The 20,150-nt window shown below is 55.3% G+C and carries 19 protein-coding genes and 1 riboswitch; of the genes, 6 read left to right on the top strand and 13 right to left on the bottom strand.

The window, feature by feature from the left end; genetic code table 11:
• Positions 1–151: 151 nt before the first annotated feature.
• On the bottom strand, positions 152–2,752 hold the full coding sequence (locus GZH47_RS30775; RefSeq protein WP_162644901.1) for a WG repeat-containing protein: 2,601 nt from the start codon (positions 2,750–2,752) through the stop codon (positions 152–154).
• Positions 2,753–2,943: 191 nt separating this feature from the next.
• On the opposite strand from GZH47_RS30775, the gene GZH47_RS30770 reads away from it, so the two are divergent.
• Positions 2,944–4,440 (top strand): ABC transporter permease subunit, encoded by a 1,497-nt coding sequence (locus tag GZH47_RS30770; RefSeq protein WP_225446291.1) that lies wholly within the window; start codon positions 2,944–2,946, stop codon positions 4,438–4,440.
• The gene (locus GZH47_RS30765; RefSeq protein ID WP_162644900.1) at positions 4,433–5,155 is read left to right on the top strand and encodes an amino acid ABC transporter ATP-binding protein; all 723 of its coding nucleotides are present in this window, start codon (positions 4,433–4,435) and stop codon (positions 5,153–5,155) included. The genes GZH47_RS30770 and GZH47_RS30765 overlap by 8 nt, the downstream gene beginning before the upstream one ends.
• Positions 5,156–5,257: 102 nt before the next feature.
• On the opposite strand, the gene GZH47_RS30760 is transcribed toward GZH47_RS30765, so the two are convergent.
• From GZH47_RS30760 to GZH47_RS30740, 5 genes are all read right to left on the bottom strand, one after another.
• The gene (locus tag GZH47_RS30760; RefSeq protein WP_162644899.1) at positions 5,258–5,617 is read right to left on the bottom strand and encodes a GIY-YIG nuclease family protein; all 360 of its coding nucleotides are present in this window, start codon (positions 5,615–5,617) and stop codon (positions 5,258–5,260) included.
• Between the two features lie 38 nt (positions 5,618–5,655).
• Positions 5,656–6,693: a vWA domain-containing protein gene (locus GZH47_RS30755; RefSeq protein WP_162644898.1), complete on the bottom strand. Its 1,038-nt coding sequence runs from the start codon at positions 6,691–6,693 to the stop codon at positions 5,656–5,658.
• Entirely contained in the window at positions 6,644–7,921 is a 1,278-nt protein-coding gene (locus tag GZH47_RS30750) for an AAA family ATPase (protein ID WP_162644897.1), read from the bottom strand. Before GZH47_RS30750 ends, GZH47_RS30755 begins: the two co-directional genes overlap by 50 nt.
• A 357-nt stretch (positions 7,922–8,278) precedes the next feature.
• The gene (locus GZH47_RS30745) at positions 8,279–9,037 is read right to left on the bottom strand and encodes an MOSC domain-containing protein (protein WP_225446290.1); all 759 of its coding nucleotides are present in this window, start codon (positions 9,035–9,037) and stop codon (positions 8,279–8,281) included.
• A 73-nt stretch (positions 9,038–9,110) separates the two neighbouring features.
• Entirely contained in the window at positions 9,111–10,169 is a 1,059-nt protein-coding gene (locus GZH47_RS30740) for a hypothetical protein (protein ID WP_162644895.1), read from the bottom strand.
• A 157-nt stretch (positions 10,170–10,326) separates the two neighbouring features.
• Here GZH47_RS30740 and GZH47_RS30735 point away from each other — a divergent pair, with 157 nt between their 5' ends.
• Positions 10,327–11,073: an SDR family NAD(P)-dependent oxidoreductase gene (locus GZH47_RS30735; protein ID WP_162644894.1), complete on the top strand. Its 747-nt coding sequence runs from the start codon at positions 10,327–10,329 to the stop codon at positions 11,071–11,073.
• Between the two features lie 34 nt (positions 11,074–11,107).
• Here GZH47_RS30735 and msrA read toward each other — a convergent pair whose 3' ends face one another.
• A complete protein-coding gene (gene msrA / locus GZH47_RS30730) occupies positions 11,108–12,082 on the bottom strand; it encodes a peptide-methionine (S)-S-oxide reductase MsrA (protein WP_162644893.1) in 975 nt (324 codons plus the stop codon).
• 95 nt (positions 12,083–12,177) lie between these two features.
• Positions 12,178–12,256: riboswitch (ZMP/ZTP riboswitch) on the top strand.
• Between the two features lie 59 nt (positions 12,257–12,315).
• Between msrA and GZH47_RS30725 the strand changes: the two genes are divergently transcribed.
• Positions 12,316–12,903 (top strand): DJ-1/PfpI family protein, encoded by a 588-nt coding sequence (locus tag GZH47_RS30725; RefSeq protein WP_162644892.1) that lies wholly within the window; start codon positions 12,316–12,318, stop codon positions 12,901–12,903.
• Positions 12,904–12,997: 94 nt separating this feature from the next.
• Here the strand turns inward: GZH47_RS30725 and GZH47_RS30720 are convergent, their stop codons facing one another.
• Both GZH47_RS30720 and GZH47_RS30715 read right to left on the bottom strand, forming a co-directional pair.
• Positions 12,998–14,278: a histidine--tRNA ligase gene (locus GZH47_RS30720; RefSeq protein ID WP_162644891.1), complete on the bottom strand. Its 1,281-nt coding sequence runs from the start codon at positions 14,276–14,278 to the stop codon at positions 12,998–13,000.
• 248 nt (positions 14,279–14,526) lie between these two features.
• Positions 14,527–15,201 (bottom strand): HAD family hydrolase, encoded by a 675-nt coding sequence (locus tag GZH47_RS30715; protein WP_225446607.1) that lies wholly within the window; start codon positions 15,199–15,201, stop codon positions 14,527–14,529.
• A 116-nt stretch (positions 15,202–15,317) separates the two neighbouring features.
• On the opposite strand from GZH47_RS30715, the gene GZH47_RS30710 reads away from it, so the two are divergent.
• Positions 15,318–16,727, top strand: a complete 1,410-nt coding sequence (locus tag GZH47_RS30710) for an ABC transporter ATP-binding protein (protein WP_225446606.1) — start codon at positions 15,318–15,320, stop codon at positions 16,725–16,727.
• 4 nt (positions 16,728–16,731) lie between these two features.
• Here GZH47_RS30710 and GZH47_RS30705 read toward each other — a convergent pair whose 3' ends face one another.
• The 4 genes from GZH47_RS30705 to GZH47_RS34550 all read right to left on the bottom strand — a co-directional run bounded on the left by GZH47_RS30705 (position 16,732) and on the right by GZH47_RS34550 (position 19,802).
• Positions 16,732–17,190, bottom strand: a complete 459-nt coding sequence (locus GZH47_RS30705) for an NUDIX hydrolase (protein ID WP_162644889.1) — start codon at positions 17,188–17,190, stop codon at positions 16,732–16,734.
• An 11-nt stretch (positions 17,191–17,201) separates the two neighbouring features.
• The gene (locus tag GZH47_RS30700) at positions 17,202–17,669 is read right to left on the bottom strand and encodes an 8-oxo-dGTP diphosphatase (protein ID WP_263866888.1); all 468 of its coding nucleotides are present in this window, start codon (positions 17,667–17,669) and stop codon (positions 17,202–17,204) included.
• A 197-nt stretch (positions 17,670–17,866) separates the two neighbouring features.
• Positions 17,867–19,216 (bottom strand): phospholipase D-like domain-containing protein, encoded by a 1,350-nt coding sequence (locus GZH47_RS30695; RefSeq protein ID WP_162644888.1) that lies wholly within the window; start codon positions 19,214–19,216, stop codon positions 17,867–17,869.
• Between the two features lie 25 nt (positions 19,217–19,241).
• Positions 19,242–19,802 (bottom strand): hypothetical protein, encoded by a 561-nt coding sequence (locus GZH47_RS34550; RefSeq protein ID WP_318653399.1) that lies wholly within the window; start codon positions 19,800–19,802, stop codon positions 19,242–19,244.
• Between the two features lie 18 nt (positions 19,803–19,820).
• Here GZH47_RS34550 and GZH47_RS34545 point away from each other — a divergent pair, with 18 nt between their 5' ends.
• Positions 19,821–19,997 (top strand): hypothetical protein, encoded by a 177-nt coding sequence (locus tag GZH47_RS34545; protein WP_318653398.1) that lies wholly within the window; start codon positions 19,821–19,823, stop codon positions 19,995–19,997.
• Positions 19,998–20,150: the final 153 nt, after the last annotated feature.

Genomic DNA, 20,150 nt, shown 5'->3' with positions numbered 1-20,150 from the left:
CCTGCTTCTTTGGTAATTCAAGCCAGATCCATCTCTTCCGGAAGCTCGAATCCGCCATGGTTTCTTGATAATATTCGCAACAAAAAAGCTGCTGAAGCAGCAGCTTGAAGGCATCTTTTCCCTTCACGATCGAGTTTATTGGCCGGCGCAATCAGGCGTGAAAAGACTTCCAGAACTCGCCTTCCGTATCGATGATTTTCCCGATTTGCGTGAAAGGAATCGTAAAGGTCGGAAACCCTGCGGCGTACGGCCCGATCTCGTACGGCTGGAAGTAGAGATGGAGCGCATTCTCGGTGACGAAGAACGGCTGATCCGGCTGAATGCCTTTATACGTATCCGGGAAGACGTACGAATATTGCGGATCCTCCTTGATCTGCTTGCCGACGATATCGCTCAGGACTTGAACGTAATCGCTGCCCGCCTTGAACAAATCTTTCAATTCGAACATGCGTCCGTTCGTTAAATGAATGATCGCATAGGTCTTCGTCGGCATGCCGTGCGCCGCGCCGAACGGGAAGTTATAACCGGTTAGCTCGAGCTGGAGCAGCTGCTGCTTGTAGAACGAGACTTCGAAATCGCCGCTGTACGTGTAATCGAGCTGCTGATTGGGCGGAATGGGCTTCACTTGCGACATGACCTTCAGTTTGTCGTTCGCTTCGCGCTGCGCCGCTTGGTCCGTCATGCCGTCGATTTGCGGGAAATAGACGAGATAATCCGGATTCGGCTTGTATTTCAGCTCCTTTACCAAATAAGGCGGCCGCAGCGGAATAAGGGTGTTCTGCTTCCAGACGATCCGTCCGTCGCGCGCCAAGTAGGACAGCCGCTGATCGATGAATGCCTTGATCAATCCGCCGGCCTCGACGGTCAGCGTGCCGCTCCCGTTGACGCGGGGATAACCCGAAGCCGGCTTGCCGCCGCGATCGATGAGATAGGTCTGTCTGCCGTCCGTCGCGGAAGCGAGACCGTTCTTAAAGTCGGATACGTCGTGAAACAGGAAATCCGTCAATCGTTTGCCGTTCCAGTCCGCGATGGCAAACCGCGAACCGATGAACGGCTGCTCGGGATCAATCGCGCGTCCGAGCGCGAAGCGATCCTGACCCAGATCCCGAATATCGTTATAGCCGGGCTGCACGACGTACGTGCCCCGTTTATTGATGACGCCGTATTTCGATTTGAAGTCTTCCGCCGTATTCACGATCGCCCGTCCGTTATGGAACGGAAACGCCGACGTGAATGCCGGCTGGAGGACGATATCCCCGCGCTCGTTGATATAGCCGTATTTCCCGGCCAGATCGTTCTGGAAAGCCAGCAGTCCGTCTCCAAGCGGCCCGACGTAGGCGTGCTCGAACGTAGCGCTGGTCCGGCCGTCTTTGCCGATCAGCGCATACGTGTTGTCTTTGATTTTCACGACAGCTTTGCCTTGGTGAAAATCGTTCGCTTCCGGAAATTGAGCCGGAATCGCTTCATTGCCTTGCGCATCCAAGTAACCGTATTTGCTCTCGCCGCCGTTATCACCGCCATCGGTCATTACATAATAGAGCGACCGGCCATCGTGCATGTCGGCAATGAACGGATACGCTCGCTTCGTGACGACATTGCCTTTCTCGTCGATCAGCTTGAAGCCCTCTGCGTCGATAACGGTCGCCCGTCCTTCGGAGAAGGTACCGATAGAATCATAGACGGGCTTCACGACGTAGGCAGCCGAAGCATCGATCAGCCCGTACTTCCCGCGTTCCGCTGCGACCGCAAGACCGTTCGGCTGGAAGTCCATCGCATCGCTGAAACGCGTCGGGATAGCCATCCTGCCGCTGCGGTCGATGTATCCCCATCGGGTGCCCGTCGTCGTCTTGAGCGATGCCGGGTATAAGTAGATGGCTCTCGCGTCCTCGATCGGCTCGGCCGTATTCGCCCCGTCGATCCTATGGATTGTATTGTTTATATGAGTCGTATGGAGCGTATCGATTTCATTGTTTGCATGGATCGTATGGATCGGTTCGAGCGCCGATCGAATACTCCGCTCCAGATCGAGCATCGCTTCGCGCGACGGGGGCTGCACGCAGTCGAGCGCTTGACGGATCGACGCCAATGCGGGCGGGAACATCCCGGCGCGAAACTGCGCTTCGGCCAGGCAATGCCAGTAGAACGGACTGTTCGGATATTGCCTCGTCAGCTGCTCGTAATAAAGAGCGACCTTCGGAAAATAATAGCCGTACACGTCCGGAGCGGGCAGGAAAGCACCGTTCGTCCAGCGCAGCACCTCCACTTGGTACGCCCCGCTGCCGGCTCCCGACCAGAGCGCGAGCTCCGCTTTGCCGTCGACGCCCTGCAGACCGGGCATATCCATCGCTTCCATCGCGGTGAAGCACATATCCGGGGAAGCTGCGTCCCGGATTCCGTTTCTCGTCAGCTCGTAGACGGACAGCTTCGACATCGCGGCATCGATCCGCCAGCCGACGATCAGATTAGGCGAGCCCGCGCGGGTGATCGGCATCGCGGACAGATGCGTAACGCCGCCGCCTACGCCTTTCAAGGTCTGCAATTCCGTCCATGCCCCATCGCGGAATGCCAATACGAGCAGATAGAGCTCTCCGTTCGAACGATAAACCGCCGCGACTTCCGGTATCCTGTCGCCGTTCATATCCGCCGCGCAGACCGCTGCGCATGCATAGGGTTGATCCATCATTGCCAGTTCCGCTCCGCTTGGCAAGTGGGCGGCAGCAATCTGTATGAGCTGAGGCTCGTAAGCAGCCATCGGCAGCCATCCTCCCTCGTATCCTGTATCTTCGCCTAATGGTATGCAAGCATAGAGCAGATATGCTATCAGAATGGGAAAATATACCGCGGAAATTAAGTGCGGCGGACTATTGACTAGGTTTATTTCAATAGGGCATAGTTAACAATGGTCAAAATATCCTCCACATCATGATGAGAAAGGAATCTGCAATGAACCACATCAAGATCATACACCTCAGACGCATGTTCGCCGTGCTGATGCTGATGCTCGCACTGGTCACGGTTTCCATAGCCGGACTGCCGCGGTTTGGACTGGACGCCGGAACGGCCGCGGCCGCCGGAAGCGACGCCTGCCAAGGCAAGAAGCTTATAATGGGCACCTCCCCGGATTACCCGCCTTACGAATCCACGGATGCCAAGAACGGCGGCGATATTATCGGTCTCGATGTCGATATCGCCAAATCGATCGCGAATAAGCTTGGCTGCAAGCTGGAAATTACCGGCATGGATTTCAACGGATTGATCGCCGCGCTCCAATCGGGCCGGGTCGATTTCGTCATGTCCGGCATGTCCGTCACGGAGGAACGCAAGCAAAGCGTCGATTTCTCGAATAACTATTACGCCGCGCGCAATACGATCGTGTCGAAGAAAGATTCCCCCTATACCACGATGGAGCAGCTGGAAGGCAAACGCGTCGGCGTGCAGCTTGGATCCACGCAGGAGACTGCCGTCGCCGGATTAAAAGGGGCCACGATTAAGAAGCTGAACCGCATTCCCGATCTCATCCAAGAAATCAAATCGAACCGGATCGACGCCGCAATCGTCGAGGACGCGGTAGCCCTGGACGCCGTTGCCTCGAATCCGGATTTATCCATAACGATGCTTCCGTCGGAGAACCAAGAACAGGGCTATGCCATTGCTTTCCCGAAGGGGTCGACGCTAACGCCGGCCTTTAACGACGCCCTGCAAGCGATGGATGCCAGCGGCGAGAAGAAACACATCGTCGACAAATGGTTCGGTACCAAAGAAGAACAAAAGGTAAACAACAAGTTGATTGATTTCAGCACGCTGGACGGTTATGTTCCGTTCATCCTGCGGGGCGTTTACGTGACGCTGTTGTTTACGCTCGTGTCCGCTTCCCTGGGATTCATCTGGGGAACCATCCTGTCCTTGTTCAAGCTGTCGTCGATCAAGCCGCTCAGATGGTTCTCCACCTTCTACACCTCGGTCTTTCGCGGCACGCCGCTGCTCCTGCAGCTCGTGCTGATCTATTACGCGACACCGCAAATTTTTCACTATGATATACCGGCGCTTATGGCCGCAGGTCTGGCATTCGGCTTGAACTCCGCGGCCTATCTGTCGGAGACCATTCGCGGCGGCATCATGGCGGTCGACCGCGGACAGCGGGAAGCCGCTATGGCGCTTGGCATTCCGTACCGGACGATGATGATCAGCATCATTTTCCCGCAAGCGGTCAAGACCATCCTCCCTGCGCTCGTCAACGAATGCGTCTCGCTGATCAAGGAATCGTCGCTCGTGTCGGTCATCGGGGTTTCGGAGCTGCTGCGCCGCGCAAGCTTCGTTCAGGCGGCGAATTACCGCGCGTTCGAGCCGCTCATCCTGGCCGGCGTGATCTATTACGTGCTCGTGCTTATCTTGACTTCACTGGCCCGTTTGCTTGAAAGGAGGCTGCGCCGCAGTGATTAACGTAGAGAACATAACGAAGACATTCGGCAAGAACGAGGTGCTCAAAGGCATTTCCACGACGGTCGCCCGCGGCGAGGTCGTTGCGGTCATCGGTCCGTCCGGATCAGGCAAATCAACGTTCTTGCGCTGCTTGAACCTGCTCGAAACGCCGACCGGCGGCCGGATTACGATCGACGGAACGGTCATTACCGATCCGAAGACGGACATCAACCGATTCCGCCAGCGCATCGGCATGGTGTTCCAGCATTTTCACCTGTTCCCGCACATGTCGGTCATCGAGAACATCATGTTCGCACCGATGAAGGTGAAAGGCCTGTCGCGCGAAGAAGCGCGCCAGAAAGCATTGACGCTGCTCGAGCGCGTCGGTCTATCGGACAAAGCGGACGAGTACCCGTCGCGGTTGTCCGGAGGTCAAAAACAGCGGATCGCGATCGCGCGCAGCCTCGCGATGGATCCGGAAATCATGCTTTTCGACGAGCCGACGTCGGCCCTCGATCCCGAGATGGTCAAAGAAGTGCTCGAAGTGCTTCGCGGACTCGCGGACTCCGGCATGACGATGCTCATCGTTACGCACGAGATGAAATTCGCCCGCGAAGCGGCGGATACGATCTATTTCCTCGACGATGGCAAACTCATCGAGAAAGCCGAGCCAGACCAGTTCTTCGCCGCGCCGAAGAGCGAGCGCGCGCAGCGGTTTTTGGAGCGAGTATTGTAGGTTTTTAATGGTTGGAAACATAATAAAACGCAGCCGTCATGACGACGGCTGCGTTTTATTTGTGTGCAATAGAATCGTTATTGAATTGGAGGAGCCGGAAGTTTATTGAGCTCGGGGTTTATGGTAGCCCTGTTCGCCATACGGCTGCAGCTTCTCCATCCACTTCTTCTCCAGCATCTTCATCTCCCACTTAATATCGGCGATGTCGTCCGCTTCCTTCTGATCCAATACCTCGTATGCGAAAGCATCCGGGCCATGCGTCTTCCATTCCTGCTGAAGTCCTGCGTTCGGGAACCTCCCCATATTGAGCTGCGCCTGAATCGATGTCCACTTGTTCTTCAGGTTGGGGTAGGCATCGACGTAAATTTTCCCGTTTGTCCGGTTCGTGATCTGAATAATGCCCATATACGTTTTCACTTGCTTGTAGGCTTCGAGCAGTTCTTTGCGCTTGTTCTTGTCCATGCCGATTGCCTCCTTTCGTTACCATTCATAGTTTCAAATCATAAATATTTGGCAATCAATCCGACGAGCTTACCCGGAAGCGCCTGCAAATCCGTAATATCGAGATAGCGTTCGTTGCCGTAAATATTGCTGATGACTTCCTTGTCTTGCCCGATTGCAGCCGCCAGAATCGTCACGCCTTTGCGTTCGTATTCCGATATCGTTTGCTTCATATCCTGCACCGCCAGCCTTCCGGTATAGTCCTCCATCGCTTTGGGCTGCCCGTCGCTCAAGCTGATCAACAGCTTCGTCTTCTGCGGGGAGGCCGCCAGCCGATCCGCCATGATCCGCAGCGCCATGCCGTCGCGGTTATTGCTGCGCGCGCGGATGTTCATCAGCCTGAACCGGTCGGCGTCGTCAACTCGCTGCAGGCCGGCATAGGCGTACACGGACATTTGCTCGAGCCGGGATACATCCGCCGTATCGCCATAGATCATAACGGGAATATCGCACATCCGGCAAAATTCATAGACGGCGATCACGGCGCGTTTCGCCGCCTCCAGCCTTCCGAACGCTGCCATCGAGGCGGACTCGTCTACGCGCAGCGCGACCGACAACGAAGGAGATTCCGTCGGCGGACGCTTCTTGGCAAAATGATTGTAGTCCCGGTAGACGACGCTGTCGGCCATAAACTTGCTGCCGTAAGCATGGTGACGCGCGAACTCGGCCGTCGGCTCCTGCTCCAGCAGCGGCAGCGTCTTGCGCGCGATCTCGTGCACGATCGGCATGAGCTCGCTGCTCAATCGCTCGTATTCGCGCTCGTTCTCCGCATCGAAGCCGGGCCGGTGAACGATCAGCTTCACGCGTCCGTGCAGTGAAGCGGCGACCGCCGCGCGCGCGTCCTGATTGAGTTTCGACCGATCAGCCTTATTCGGCTGATCAGGCTGCTTTGACTTGCGCTCGTCATCCGGCACCGGGTCAGGATTGGCTTGATGATAACGCGGCTCGCCGTCCTCTCCCGTATCGGAGCTTTCCATTTCCGTCGTTTCATCGGAAGTCCCGGTGCCGCCCTCTTCGCTGTCGGCGGACTTCCTCAACGCGATTCCGTCTTCGCCCCTGTCGGCAGCCGGCGGCTCGGCTGTCAATCGCTCCCCATGATTTGATTTCAATGGCTTCCTCATCCGGGCTGCTTCGCGCCGTCCGCTCTTCTCCGCGTTCCGCTTCGAGAACAGCCTCAATATCGGCTTCAGCTGCATCCAGCGCAGCGAATAACCCGCGCCGTTCCAGCGCTTCTTCCAAGAGCTTGATTTCATCGGGATCGGTCGTCAGTTTATAGATTACTTTATGATACAAGGACTCCTTCGCTCCGATGCCGCAAGCGACCGCATCCGTCCAGAAGAAGAAGGAGCGCATCCCGGCGACGCCTTTGATGGCATGGGCTCTGGCGGTTTGGTCAAGCAGCAGGATCGTATCCGCCAATACGTCCATCACCCGCGTGTTCAGATAGCCGGTCTTGGCGGTAACCCGCTCAATCATGACGGCTTTGCCCGGCAAATCCATCTTCTCCGTATGCTGCACGCGATCGCGCAAGGCTTCGTTCAGCGGTCTGACCCCCGCATAGCCGCGGTTGGTCGTAATGATCGCGACGAAATCCGGATGGCGATGGATGACCTCGGTCGGAAGATTGATGCTGCCGTCGGGCTCCAGCGCCGAATTGAGCGCCATTAAGACCGCGGCATCGCGAATCACGGTCGGTTCTTGGATTTCCAGCAGGTAGCCGTTGCGGAAGGCATTGACGATTTCGGACGGATAGAACCGGTATTCCACCGTGTCCCCTTCCGCTTGCTCCACGGCAAGCTTCATCAGCCGCTTTGCTTTCACCGCTGCTTCTTCGGAGGAGATATTCAGCAATGCGCTCAAGACATGGGTCGCGCTTTGAAATCCGTCGCTCTCGTACAAGGCTTGCAGAAGCTGCCCATCCTCGGGAGCCAGCTTCGCTAATCTCTCGGAGGCGATCACAGGCAAAATCGCGCCGATCACGTCGGTTTTATCCATATCGGCGAAGCACGTCACCTTCGTATACGGCAGCCCGAAGTCGGCCGACAGCGCTTTGGCGAGCTGGGTTTTGCCGGACCCGGCATCTCCTTCGAGCAAGATCGTGGCGATTTTCATCTCGCCGCGCTGCCAGTTACGCTTCACTTCCTTGCAGATGCGCCGTTCTTCGACGCTTGTTCTATGGGAAGCCGGCTTCTTCCAGACGAGGGACTGTTCCGCTTCCGTCAGCTTCCGATCCGGCGATAGTACATGGTTTTCTTCGTATTCCATCGGTTTTCTCCTTTCAAGGCGAGCATGTGAGCGATGAATTTTCGCTTTTATTCGATTTACTAATTTACTAAATTACTAAATCTAAAATCATTATATGCCTGCTTCCCGACTCCCGTCAACGATCTTGGTCCAGCGGATTCGCATCATCGACGAACATCCTCCAATAAGAGGTTATCGTTCCATTGGCTATACACACAAAAATAGCAGCAAACACGGACTGACTTCATCGTCCATGCTGCTGCTGATTGGTATACGAGTTGGATATTCTTGGTTGCTTGCTGCTTGCTGTGCTTGTTATTTACTTGTTGCTTCCTTGTTATTTGCTTGCTGCTTGTTCCACGCTTGTTAAGACGCTGGTCAGTTATCTTGCCCAGCGATTGTGGCTGACGATTCCAAGATCACTTTGTCGCCGATCTTAATTTGTCCCGTCGAAATGACGGATGCGTATGCGCCTAAGCAGGTATTGAATTCTTGATGAACCTTCTTCAATAGAGACGGCTCCTTATCCAGCGTATCCGGATCCATCGTAATCATTACGCAGCGTTCGCATAAGCTGTCTACCTGCAGCCTCACATCGCCGATCGTCAACCGACTTCCGATCCATTCGGGTTCCAGCGGCGCGTCGGCGTTCAATGTCACGACGAAATTGCCGCGAAATCTGCGTTGATCCACATCTTTGCCCCACTGGGCTTCCAATTGGCGCAGCGAGGCATCCGTTACGAGCAGAATGCTCGCCGCGTCGACCGACATCAGCCGCGGGTCTTCCGGATTCGGTTCCTTCAACCGCGACATGGCGATCGGAGTTTCGGTTAACTGCTGGATATCGCCGAGCAGCTGCCCGTCCCAGCCGAATTCCCGCCCATCCGGTGACGTTACGCGAATATCGCCATCCATGAATTTCGCTTGATAGGACATCATCGCCGGAATATTCCGTGCCGTGACGAAGCGGGACCAACCTTCCTTGGTCTCATCGTAAAAGGCGCCCCAGCGGTCGCCCAGCAAGCCGTACGGTTCGATTGCGCAGCTCGTCAACGACTCTCCGGCGAGCGATTTAATGGGATATCGATTGATGGCATTGATTTGTCCGATCTGAATTTTTTTCACGGTGTCTTGCAAGAATTCCTTCCTCCATTCGATTGCGCGTGGATGCGCGTGCATGCAGACTGACGATGCCAGTCTAATCCTTCCATCATTGCACCTCTTGAACGCGCGTATACATCGTAAGCGTATTACCGCGTACGCCCGCGAACGTCTTCGAGACAGACTGATACTTGGAGACGCGCATCGACTTGTCGTGATATCGTAGGTTGCCTGTCATATCGTAGACGATGAATCCGTCTGCTTCCGAGCATGTAAACAAACAGTTGTCGTCATAAAACATTTGCCCTTCCTGAATCTTGAAGGCTTGCAGAAGCTTGCCATCCCGCACATCGTAACTTCTGAAATGCCGTTCGAAGTATAACGCCGGTTCATCTTCCTTATCGAAAATGCCCTCATCCAATTGCCCGGCGATACCGATCGCATGCGCATCGATCCAACACATGGCGTCATTCCACTCGTATTTCCCCCACCAGAGCGTTCGTCGGCTCGGACCGTCTTCGGATTCATAAGGATTGCCGCCGAGCCAGCTTGCGAGATTCCAACTGACTACAGAACCCGCAGGATGCCACTCCCAGCCGTTGTCGGCGACCCAGCGCTGATCCGGCGACACGAGCAGCTGACCGTGAAAATAATCCAAATCATGCTCGGCGCGGACGAAAGTTTCCTCGTCCATCCGATTTTCAAGAATAAGCCGCTCCGTTAAGAGCTTCCCGTCCGATGGATCGGATAGTTCCAGCCGATTCCATTTCGTCCCATGAATGAACAGCGTCCGTCTCTGATCGACGAAGAATGCCGCCGGGAAAATAGACTGCTCGGAGTGGTAGTCGTCTCGTTCGATCGCCATGCTGACTCTCGGATTGCGCAAATCGATAACGACGCCATGCCGGCCGTACGTTTGCGTGACCGCAGCAAAGTCGTTCAGCGGCGAGAGAATAATGGAGACGTGACTCGAGATATCGAGTTCGTCTTCACGAATCGTATATACGACAGTCTGAGAGCGATCGGCAGTATGAATACGTACCAAACCGCCCCCGGAAGTAAGGACATAGTATACATTCGCTTCATTCACGGCCGGTTCGATGGCTAATGCCTCTTCTTCGAGTTTCCATTCCGTTCGCTCAAACCGGAAGATTGGAGCAGCCGTCATTCGATCTCCCACCTCTCTTGTTAAGCTGCTGCGAGCTCATTGAACCTCGCGCCGGGACTTGATAGGTGATTGTCCATTTGACTTTTGAGCCCGGCAAAGGTATATCTGTTTGAGTAGCTGCAATTACGAAGATTCCAAACCAAAGGAGCGAGCCATAATGCGTTTCGAGAATCGTTATGTCATGATTACTGGGGCTGCAGCCGGAATCGGCAAAGGGCTTGCGCTCGCTTATGCCGGGCAAGGCGCGACAACCATCCTCGTTGACCGGAATGCCGGCGCGCTGGAAGAGACTGCCGGTGTTGTGCGCGGACTAGGCCGTGAAGTCATAACCCGCACGCTGGACCTAAGCGATCCGTCCGCGATTGAAGCCTGTTTCGCCTGGCTGCAGCAAACCGTCGGCCAGCTTGACGTGCTGATCAATAACGCCGGACTCGGCGCCTGGAAATCCGTATACGACCTTACGGTCGACGAGTGGGATTATGTGATACATACGAATTTGCGCGGCACGTTTCTGTGCGCACGGGAAGTCGCCAAGCTCATGCGCTCCGGAGGCGGCGGCGCGATCGTGAATATCGCCTCTACTCGGGCCATCATGTCCGAGCCGAATTCCGAAGCCTATGCCGCTTCGAAGGGCGGCATTCTGGCGCTGACCCATGCGCTTGCGGTGTCGCTCGGACCGGACCGCGTTCAGGTCAATGCCATCAGTCCGGGTTGGATCGAAACCGGCGATTACGATGCCTTGAAGCCCGTCGATCATGCTCAGCATCCCGCTCAGCGCGTAGGCAAGCCTGACGATATCGCCAGAGCCTGCCTCTATTTGACCGATCCGGCCAATGATTTCGTAACGGGTACGAATCTCGTGATCGACGGCGGCATGACGCGCAAAATGATCTACGAAGAATAAGCTTTTCGCACGAACCGCGACCGATCCAACGGCTTCATGCTTTCCCGCCAAATCCTTGCGCAAACCGCCCGTATCCTTCCGCATCCAGCCGCTCAAGCGGAATGAAGCGCAGTGATGCGGAATTGACCCGGTAATACGGCATCGTCCCGGATGGAACGTCTTGAATGAACGGCCCCAAATACGAACCCGATAAACGGGCGCGAAGGATCGTTCGTACTTGGCCTCCGCTGAATTCGGCTTCCTTGCGGACGATGCCTTCTTCGATCGGTTTGCTGAAACTGGGCCACCCCGTGCCGGAATTGAATTGGTCGATCGTGCTGAACAGCGCGTCGCCATTTACGACATCGGCGTAAATCCCTTCGTGCGCGTTGTTCCAATACTCGTTCTCGAAGGCCGGTTCGTCCTCGTTCAGCTGCGTCACCTTGAACTGCAGCTCGGTCAATCGGCGCTGCAACGCAGCTTTATCTTTCTCGCCGCGCCAGCTTCGATTGGCGAATGCTTCTCTTCCCGAGCCTTCCACGTACAAATTGTAGTTTCTGCGGTGCGTCTTATAATAGTCCTGATGCTCGTCTTCCGCCGGATAGAACGTCCCTGCGTTCAGAATCTCCGTGACGATCGGACGCTTGAAGCGCCCGCTCTTCCGCAGCTCGAGCTTGGAAGCTTCCGCCTGCGCGCGCTGCTGTTCGTCATGCACGAAAATCGCCGTTCGGTAAGAATGGCCGCGGTCTTGAAACTGTCCGCCGTCGTCCGTCGGATCGATCTGCTGCCAATAGATGTCCAGGAGCCGTTCATACGGGAAGATCGCCGGCTGATAAGCGATTTGCACCGCCTCGTAATGGCCTGTCGTTTCGCTGCCGACTTCCGCATAGGTGGGATTCTCCGTGTGTCCGCCCGTATAGCCGGCAACGACCGATTCTATTCCCGGCCATTCATCGAACGGCTTGACCATGCACCAGAAACAGCCGCCTGCGAACGTTGCCAGCCGCGTCTCGTGATTCCCGATTTTCACCGATTGGCGCACCTCCGTTAATGTTTTTTTGTCATAGCGATCATATTTCATCATTGTAATGATTAAAATTTTCTGATACAAGTGAAATAAGAAGTTCCGGTATGTGTAACTGGCGAAACGTGGAGTACCACGAGGGAGCACATATCTCATATGCCGTTCGCCTGGGCAAAGCAGCTGATTCCAGATCAGGTGCTTTTTTTGTTTTCCACTACGATGAGAGGCGGTATGGGAAGATGAAATTGGCTTACGTGATGTTCGATCAAATGACGACGATGGATTTTGCAGGGTTCTATGAGGTTGTCGCCTGGATACGCGTTCTAGGAAAAGTAGAAGATCTAACTTGGGACTTTTGCTCCAATAAGGAGTTCATCACGGACGATCGCGGCATGACCGTTCAGATTCATCATGTCTATCCGGATTTATCCCAATACGACGTTGTCTTCATTCCCGGCGGCATGGCAACAAGAACATTGCGGCATGATCCAGCGTTCATCGCTTGGATCCAAACCGCGCGAGACGTAAACTATAAGGTTTCTGTCTGCACGGGTTCTCTCTTGTTCGGTGCGGCAGGTTTCTTGATTGGAAAGCGGGCAACAACGAATCCATCCGCCTACGAGCTCTTACGTCCGTATTGCGCGGAAGTAATCCAAGAGCGGATTGTGAGGGACGGCGATATTTTCATGTCCGGCGGCGCCGGAACTTCATTGGACATCGGATTATACTTCGTTGAATCGCTCACCGATCAACGCTTCGTCGAACGCGTTCAAGGAATCATCGATTATCCATTCTATCAAGCTGGTAACCTTAACAAGCAAGTATAGTTCCGCTCAACCGAACGATTCGAACCATATCGGCAAGACGCGCATAACCTCTTCGTTCTGCGCGTTTGCATGCCGATATTCGTATGCGAGCCCATTACAGGCTTTGCCGAAGCAGCCGAACCGCTTCTTCCATGCTCACGACCGACTCCGTCATCCCGTTCATATCCTTCAATCGCAGGCAGTTCGCCGCAGCTTCGCTCTCGCCGATCAGAATCACATACCGGATGCCTTTAGACGAAGCGCCCGCCAGCGATTTCTTTAACTTGCGCCCCGCCGTCTCCACTCGCGTGCGGATGCCATTGCTTCGCAGTTCGCCTGCGGCTCTAAGCGCTTGGGGAATGGTATCGCCGATCGGGATAACCATGACGATCCGGCGATCCGTCCGCTGCGGCCGATCACGGAGCAGTTCCATGATCGATTCCATGCCGAACGAAATGCCGACCGTCGGATAAGGAATCTCATCCTTCCCGATCAACTGCCCGATTACAGCATCGTACCGGCCTCCGCCGCTCAAGCTGGAAGCGAAGCCTCCCGTTGCATCGAACAATTCGTACACCGTGCCCGTGTAGAACGAAAGTCCGCGCGACAGAAACGGATCGAATTCGCATATCGAATCGAGCCCCAGCTTCTGGATCAGGTCCTGAAGCGCCGCCGCTTCGAGCGCTCCGGGCGACGCCGTCAAGCCGTATCGGCTTGCAACCTCCCCGAAAGTCGGATTTGCGCGATCGACGAGGGCGATGAGTTCATTCGCGGTGTCGGCGTCCGCGCCTTTGGACAGGAGCTCCTCCCTTACTCCCTCGATGCCGATTTTCGCTGCTTTATCGAGCGTCAGCATCACGGTGAGCATCATGCCCGGCTGAATCCCGATCGCTTCCAGCACTTCCCCAAGGAACCGGCGGTTGTTCCACTTGAGCCGAACCGGAATTTCCAAACGTTCGAATACTTCCGCAGCCAGCTGCATGAGCTCGGCTTCGGCTTGTGGACCTTGAATGCCGACGACATCCGCGTCGCATTGCATGAATTCGCGCAGCCGCCCGCGTTTCACGGGACCGTCCCGAAACACTTTGCCGATCTCGTAGCGCTTGAACGGAAGCTCGATTCCCGAATTGAGCGCCATCACTTTCGCGAACGGAATGGTCAGATCATACCGCAGACCGAGGCTTCGGCTGCCTTGATCGGTCAATTGGTACATTTCCTTCAGAATCTCTTCTCCTCCCGCGTACTTCGAAGTCAACAGATCGAGCTCGTTCAGAATCGTCGATTCCATGCCGTCGAAATCATACAGCTCGAAAACCTCCTGCAGCGTTTGCTGCACCTGCTTGCGAATGGCCTGCTCCCGGCCGAAATAATCATAGGTTCCTTTCACGTTTTGCATCCTCATCCGATCCTTTCTTCGTTTGAAAATAATAAAAAAAACGCGCAGGACCTCTTGGTCCTGCGCGTTCGTATGCCGCAGGGAGGCCAACGCGAAACGCGTTAGCCCGCCCTGTATATGAACAGGCGTGCTAACGCTGCTTGTGATGATGAAGCGGATTGCGCATAATCGTCTGCATGGCGAGATCTCCTTCAATTGCGGGATGGATTAGCGAAAGTATAGCGCATTGGCGTATGGCTTTGCAAGCCTCAGTTTGCCTTGATTACGCATGCACGCAAGACATTCAAGACTTCGCTCGGCGATGCCAGCTTCACGAATTCGCTCCCGATATACGTGTTAAACCAGAAGGCATGACACGCATGAAGCCCCGCCCGTCGAGCGCCTTCCAGCTCGTTTGACCCGCCGTCTCCCACGAATACGGATTCTTCCGGCAGGACTTCGAGCCGGCTGCAAGCCAGCGCGTATATCGCGGCATCCGGCTTGCTGCAATGGACCTCGAAGGAGAATACGCAGTCGTCGAAGTATGGAGCCAGCTCCGAATCTTGCCAAGCTCCCACTTCTTCGGACGTGCAATTGCTGATCAATCCGACTTTCAACCCCATGCCCTGCACGGTTTCAAGCAGCTCGATGATATCGGGACGGATTTGGCGAAAAGGAAGCCGTTTCTCCTCAAGCCGGGCTTGAAATAATTCTTCGATCGCCTCTTCATTGACGCTCGACCGGTTGGATACGACGATATCCCGGAGCACGTCCGGGAACGACGCGAATGCTCCGTTCATCCGCCGGTCCTGGCGCAGTGTCCATTCTCTTCTGAATTGTTCGTGCGTCAGCCCAAGCAGCTTCTCGTAATCATGCTTGCGATTCGACATTCTTCGCCCGTCCGCGAATTCGGTGATCAGCGTTTCGAATAAATCAAAGAAGATTGCTTTGATCGCCAGTTCAACCCCTCCGTTCTCTTCGTAAACCTTATTCGAATCGTGGATGCCGAACCCCTGCTAGGAATCCCAAGTTTTTCCTATATTCTGCGAAATGCCGCGAAATAACGAGCAAATCTAACGGCAATCGCACCGGCGATCTGCTCACTCGCGTGCTTGACGATACCCGTTATATCACGAATATGGTGAACGGTCAGCTCGGATTTACCTTGTTTCATGTCGTGACCGTCATTGTCGGGTCGATCATTCTGTTATCATTGCAGCCTCTGCTCGGTATGATCGTGCTGCTTATCTGGGCCGTGCAAGCTGTTTTCATGTCAAGGCTTGGCCGTCAAGTGAAACGGAAAGCGGCTGTATCGGCCCGCCATCGCTCCAATGTTTCGGAGAACGTTCGGGAGCTCGTCTCCGGCGCTGCCTTTATTAAAGCAGCCGGGCGGGAAAGCGACGCGCTCCGGGATATCCGGGCCTGCTTGCACGAAGAATGGACGCATACCCGTCACGGCATGATGACCGATTACCGCGTTCATTTGCTCCATGCCGCCTTGAATGCCGTCGCGCTCGTCGCGATGTATGCAGCGGGCGGGGCGTTCGTGCTTAACGGCTCGATTACGATCGGATCCTTGGTTGCCTTCATCGCCGTTTACAACTGGCTGAGGCCGTTCGGGGCCTCCTTGATCGATAAATCGATCGAAGCATTGAAATTAGCGCCTGCCGTCGAACGCCTGAACGGCATTGCTTTCCCGGTGCCTCCGGTGCGGAAGGGAATCGTTCCTTCGGGCCCGCTGACGCTAGAGGCGAACGAAGTATCGTTCTCCCATGGACAACGGAACGTACTGGATCAAGTCAGCTTCCGGGTCGATCCGGGGATGCTGCTCTCCATCGTCGGACACCGGGGGTCAGGCAAGTCGACGTTAGCCGACCTGCTGCTAGGTTTGCGATCACCGGCATCCGGCAGCATTCGAATCAACGGCATTCCGCTCTCCGCAATCGATTACGCTTGGCTGCGAAGCTCCGTGCTGTGCGTAACGCAGGACATTATGCTGCGAAGCGGCACGATTATGGACAATATCGCGTACGGATACGAACATGCGACACCGGATGCGATTCTGGAAGCAGTCGAGGCTGCCGACTTGGCCGATTGGATTGCCCGGCTTCCGGACGGCTTGCAGACGCGCGTCGGGGAGCAGGCGCTGCAAATTTCGGGCGGCGAACGGCAGCGGATCAGCATCGCCCGCGCCTTGCTCCGCAAGCCGAAGATCCTCATCTTGGATGAAGCTACCTCGGCGCTGGATCAGGGAACCGAACGCCGCATCCTGAATCATTTCGCCCGGCATCCAAGCGGCATGTCTATCATCTTCATCACGCATCGCCTAAGCCTTGCGCGGGCATCGGACGAGATTATCGTACTGGACGAAGGCCGATTGACCGACCGAGGAACGCACGAGGAATTATCCGAGCGGGCTGGAATCTATCGCACGCTGCGCGAACAAAGCGAACCGGCTGCCAACCTCTAGCTCGTTACCGTTCGCCGTTCTCATCTTGAGCCAGCATGCCCGACAAGACTCCCGCCCGTCGTATAATCTCGATCCGCTCGCTTCTTCCCTCGATGGCCGTAATCATAGCGATCGCGGTTTCGAAATTCATGATCACATAGCCCGTCTTCTCGAATCCGGCGGGCATTTCGCTGAATCGCTTCACCTCGGATAAATAATATACGGTATAACCCTCCGTGGATGCCCAGAACCAGCTGGCAAACGGGATACGGCGGCCGGTAAGCTCGATGCCCGCTTCTTCCATGACCTCGCGGTCCAAGGCTTCCTCCAGGGATTCATCTGCTTCAATTCGCCCGCCGATGGTCGTCAGGACCTGCTCGTCCTTGTCCCAAACCATCATCATATTGCCGTTATCGAGGACAGGCACGCAGTGTACCCCGCCTATGGGAAAGTCGGTCGGAAGCTCCGTAATGAAAGTCAGCATGACGATTCCTCCTATTTCAAGCTGGCCTCGCGAAGGCCGCGCTCATAGTATTTGATCGTTGCGGCGACGGTTTCATCCGTCTCTTCCTTCCATACGAAGCTCAATTCGAACGTGCCCGGCTCGAAGAACAACGGAAACCGCCGTTTAAACCAATCCTGCATCGGCAATTCGAGCGCCTTCGCTTTGTCGACCCAGATCAACTCTCCTTCAGGCGGGTGCGCCAACAATTCTCCCTCGAAGGAAGTCGCTAGATAATTAAACACCATATAGCGCAATCCTTGATCCGGCTCGCAAAACTCATCCAATCCTTTGTAGACGATATCCTTCACGATGAGTCCGGTCTCTTCTTGCACTTCCCTTATCGCGCCGTTTACGATGCTTTCGGGAAAATCCACCTTTCCGCCCGGAGCTATGTATCCCGGAAAGCCTTTCTTGTCCGGGCGGTTGATCAGCAGCACGTTGTTTCCGTCTTGAACCATGCACATGGTATACATTTTATGTTGGACTGGACTTGCGATTGGTATCAGCTCCCCGGAATATGGCAGCATCGTTTGGGACAAAGTCCCAGCTGCTAGATAAACCTACCATATCACAAAACAAAAAGCCGCGAAATACGCGGCTTCGGCGATAGATTCAGAGATATGGCGGTTCAATCCATGGATAATCATCATAACGTTCAATCGTGATACGGCGGCAGAAGCAGACTGAAGGCAAGCCCCTGCCAGCCGTTGTCGCCCTGATCAAGGCGCAGGCGATTGGTTCTGGCGATCTTCGCGAAGAGCTGAAGCGCAGCCCGGTCATCCATGCCGGTAATGTCGCTGCCGAGATGTTCTTCGAACAGGCTGGACAACATGGCGTGCGCCGTTTCGCGATGCCAGAAGGCCGCGTTCATCTCGCTATTGCCGAACAGTGAATAACGATGAAGATTGCACGATCCGACGGTGCCCCAATGACCGTCGACAAGCATGAGTTTGGAGTGGACCCAGACGTTATGCCGCTCCCCGTCATCTCCGATTCCGGCGAGGCCTGCTAACGTGAAATTGCCGAAGACAGCAAGCTTCGCCAATGCTTCCGGGATTTCGCCGTCTGCCGGAATTACGGCTGCGACTTCCACCCCGCGCAGCAAAGCCTGGTGCAAACCATCGACGATCGCTTGAACGGTGATCGCCTGGTTCTCGATGTAGATGGAGCTGCGAGCCGAATCGATCGCTGCGCAATACTGATCGAGGTTCGAGCGTTCTCCCGCAGCGATGTCAAATGCGTCACCGCCTGGCGAGGCCTGCCCGTTCGTGTAGCGATCGCGATGAATCGTCCTTTGAATCTGAACGATAGCGTCCCCCTGCCGCTTCGGAACGCGAATCGGGAACGGGAGATCGGACATGCTGCCCGTTCCGCTCCAGCTGCCATCCGCCTTATCCCGCTCGCTTGCCTCGTTCCAACGCTGAACGAAATTATGATGGACGTCGACGAGCGAAGGTCCGTTCAGCTCGACATAGGCATCATGGTTCTGGCCTTTGCCGCCATGGCCCGGCGCAACCATGGAATTAGGATTCAAATTGATGCCGCCAAGGAAAGCCGTTTCCGCATCGGTACCCGCATCGATAAGCCAGCTTTTCTGGTGCTGACAGTATCCCGGATGCGCCCTATCCCAACGGATAAGCATGGGAGAAGCATAATCGCGCAGCCGTTCGAAGTGTTCCGGTGCGCCCCAGAACGCATTGGTTTTCAAGGATTCCGTCTCTGGATCGGGCCGCCAATAGATTATCCGGACATCCAGCCCTCTTGCGGCCGCCCGATGCAGCACATCAAGCGGCGAGCCTCTGCCGTCCGGCATTTGGCATGCGGCCCACATGAACGTAATCGTCGTCCAGACGCTATGCGTTGCAGCCTCGATCGCTTCGCATATGCGTCGGAATGCAGGCTCGCCATCGACAAGCGGCCGGATGGCGTTGCCGGAACGAATGGGATATGACGCCCTATGCATATAGGGAATAGTCAACCCACTGAGATGCCTATCATCTTCCATAAAAAACGCTTCCTCCTTGCACGCCTTAGCGCAGCAGTTGCTCCACCCAGCGATAGCAGTCTTCCAATTCTTCGTCGCTGACCCAATCGGAGCGATGTTCGAACATGATCATCACGTCCGGATTCCCTGCCTTGAAGAGGGACAAGTAATCTTCGATCGGCGCCCATCCATCCTCCGGCTTCAATCGCGGCAGCACCGGATGGTTGTTCAACGTGATCTGGTCCGTCACCCTCACGTTCTTCAAGTGAATCGAATCCGTGAACCGGACAAATTTCGAAATGATTGCCTTCGCATCGAAATATGGGTCAAGGCAATCCTGCACGTGCAGCCGCCCCGTATCCAAACAAAGCCGAATGCGCGGATAACGGTCCAACAAACGCTCCAAGAAGTCGGTTTCATAGACATACCGATTCAGGGCGTCAAACTCCAATAGAGGCGTGAACCGATATTCTTCGCCCTTCGCGGACAACCAGACGAACAATTCCTCGCTTCTCGCCTTGAGTTCGTCGAACGAATAGCCGCTCTCGTATTCGTATTCGCTGCGATCCGCGAAGCGCCATTGCGACCAATCCACGCGATCATCCATGATTACGGGCTTCGGATAATGAAAGAGAACATAGTCGGGATTAACAGGGACCAGCTCTTCCAATTCCCGTTGTATCCGCTCGTATGCTTGCGAGCGAACGGCCGCGTCCTGAGCGAGAAACAGCGCATCTCGGACGACGGACCCTCCGGCCCGAAACGGGAAATGAATGCCGGTACGAAAGCCGTGCTTGCTTGACGCTTCTATTAATCGCTGCTTGTCGGACTCGTCCTCGAATAAACAGGCTTCGATGCCATAGAAGTCCGCTCTGAAATCCCGGCGGAACTTCGCTTCATCGAACGCGCCGTATTGCCCGATCAGAAATCGATTCAGGAGAACCGCTCCTCTCTT

The sequence above is a fragment of the Paenibacillus rhizovicinus genome, from assembly GCF_010365285.1.
Lineage (GTDB): Bacteria > Bacillota > Bacilli > Paenibacillales > Paenibacillaceae > Paenibacillus_Z > Paenibacillus_Z rhizovicinus.
Note: the sequence above shows the minus strand (reverse complement) of the source record. Positions and strands in the feature narration are given on the sequence as shown.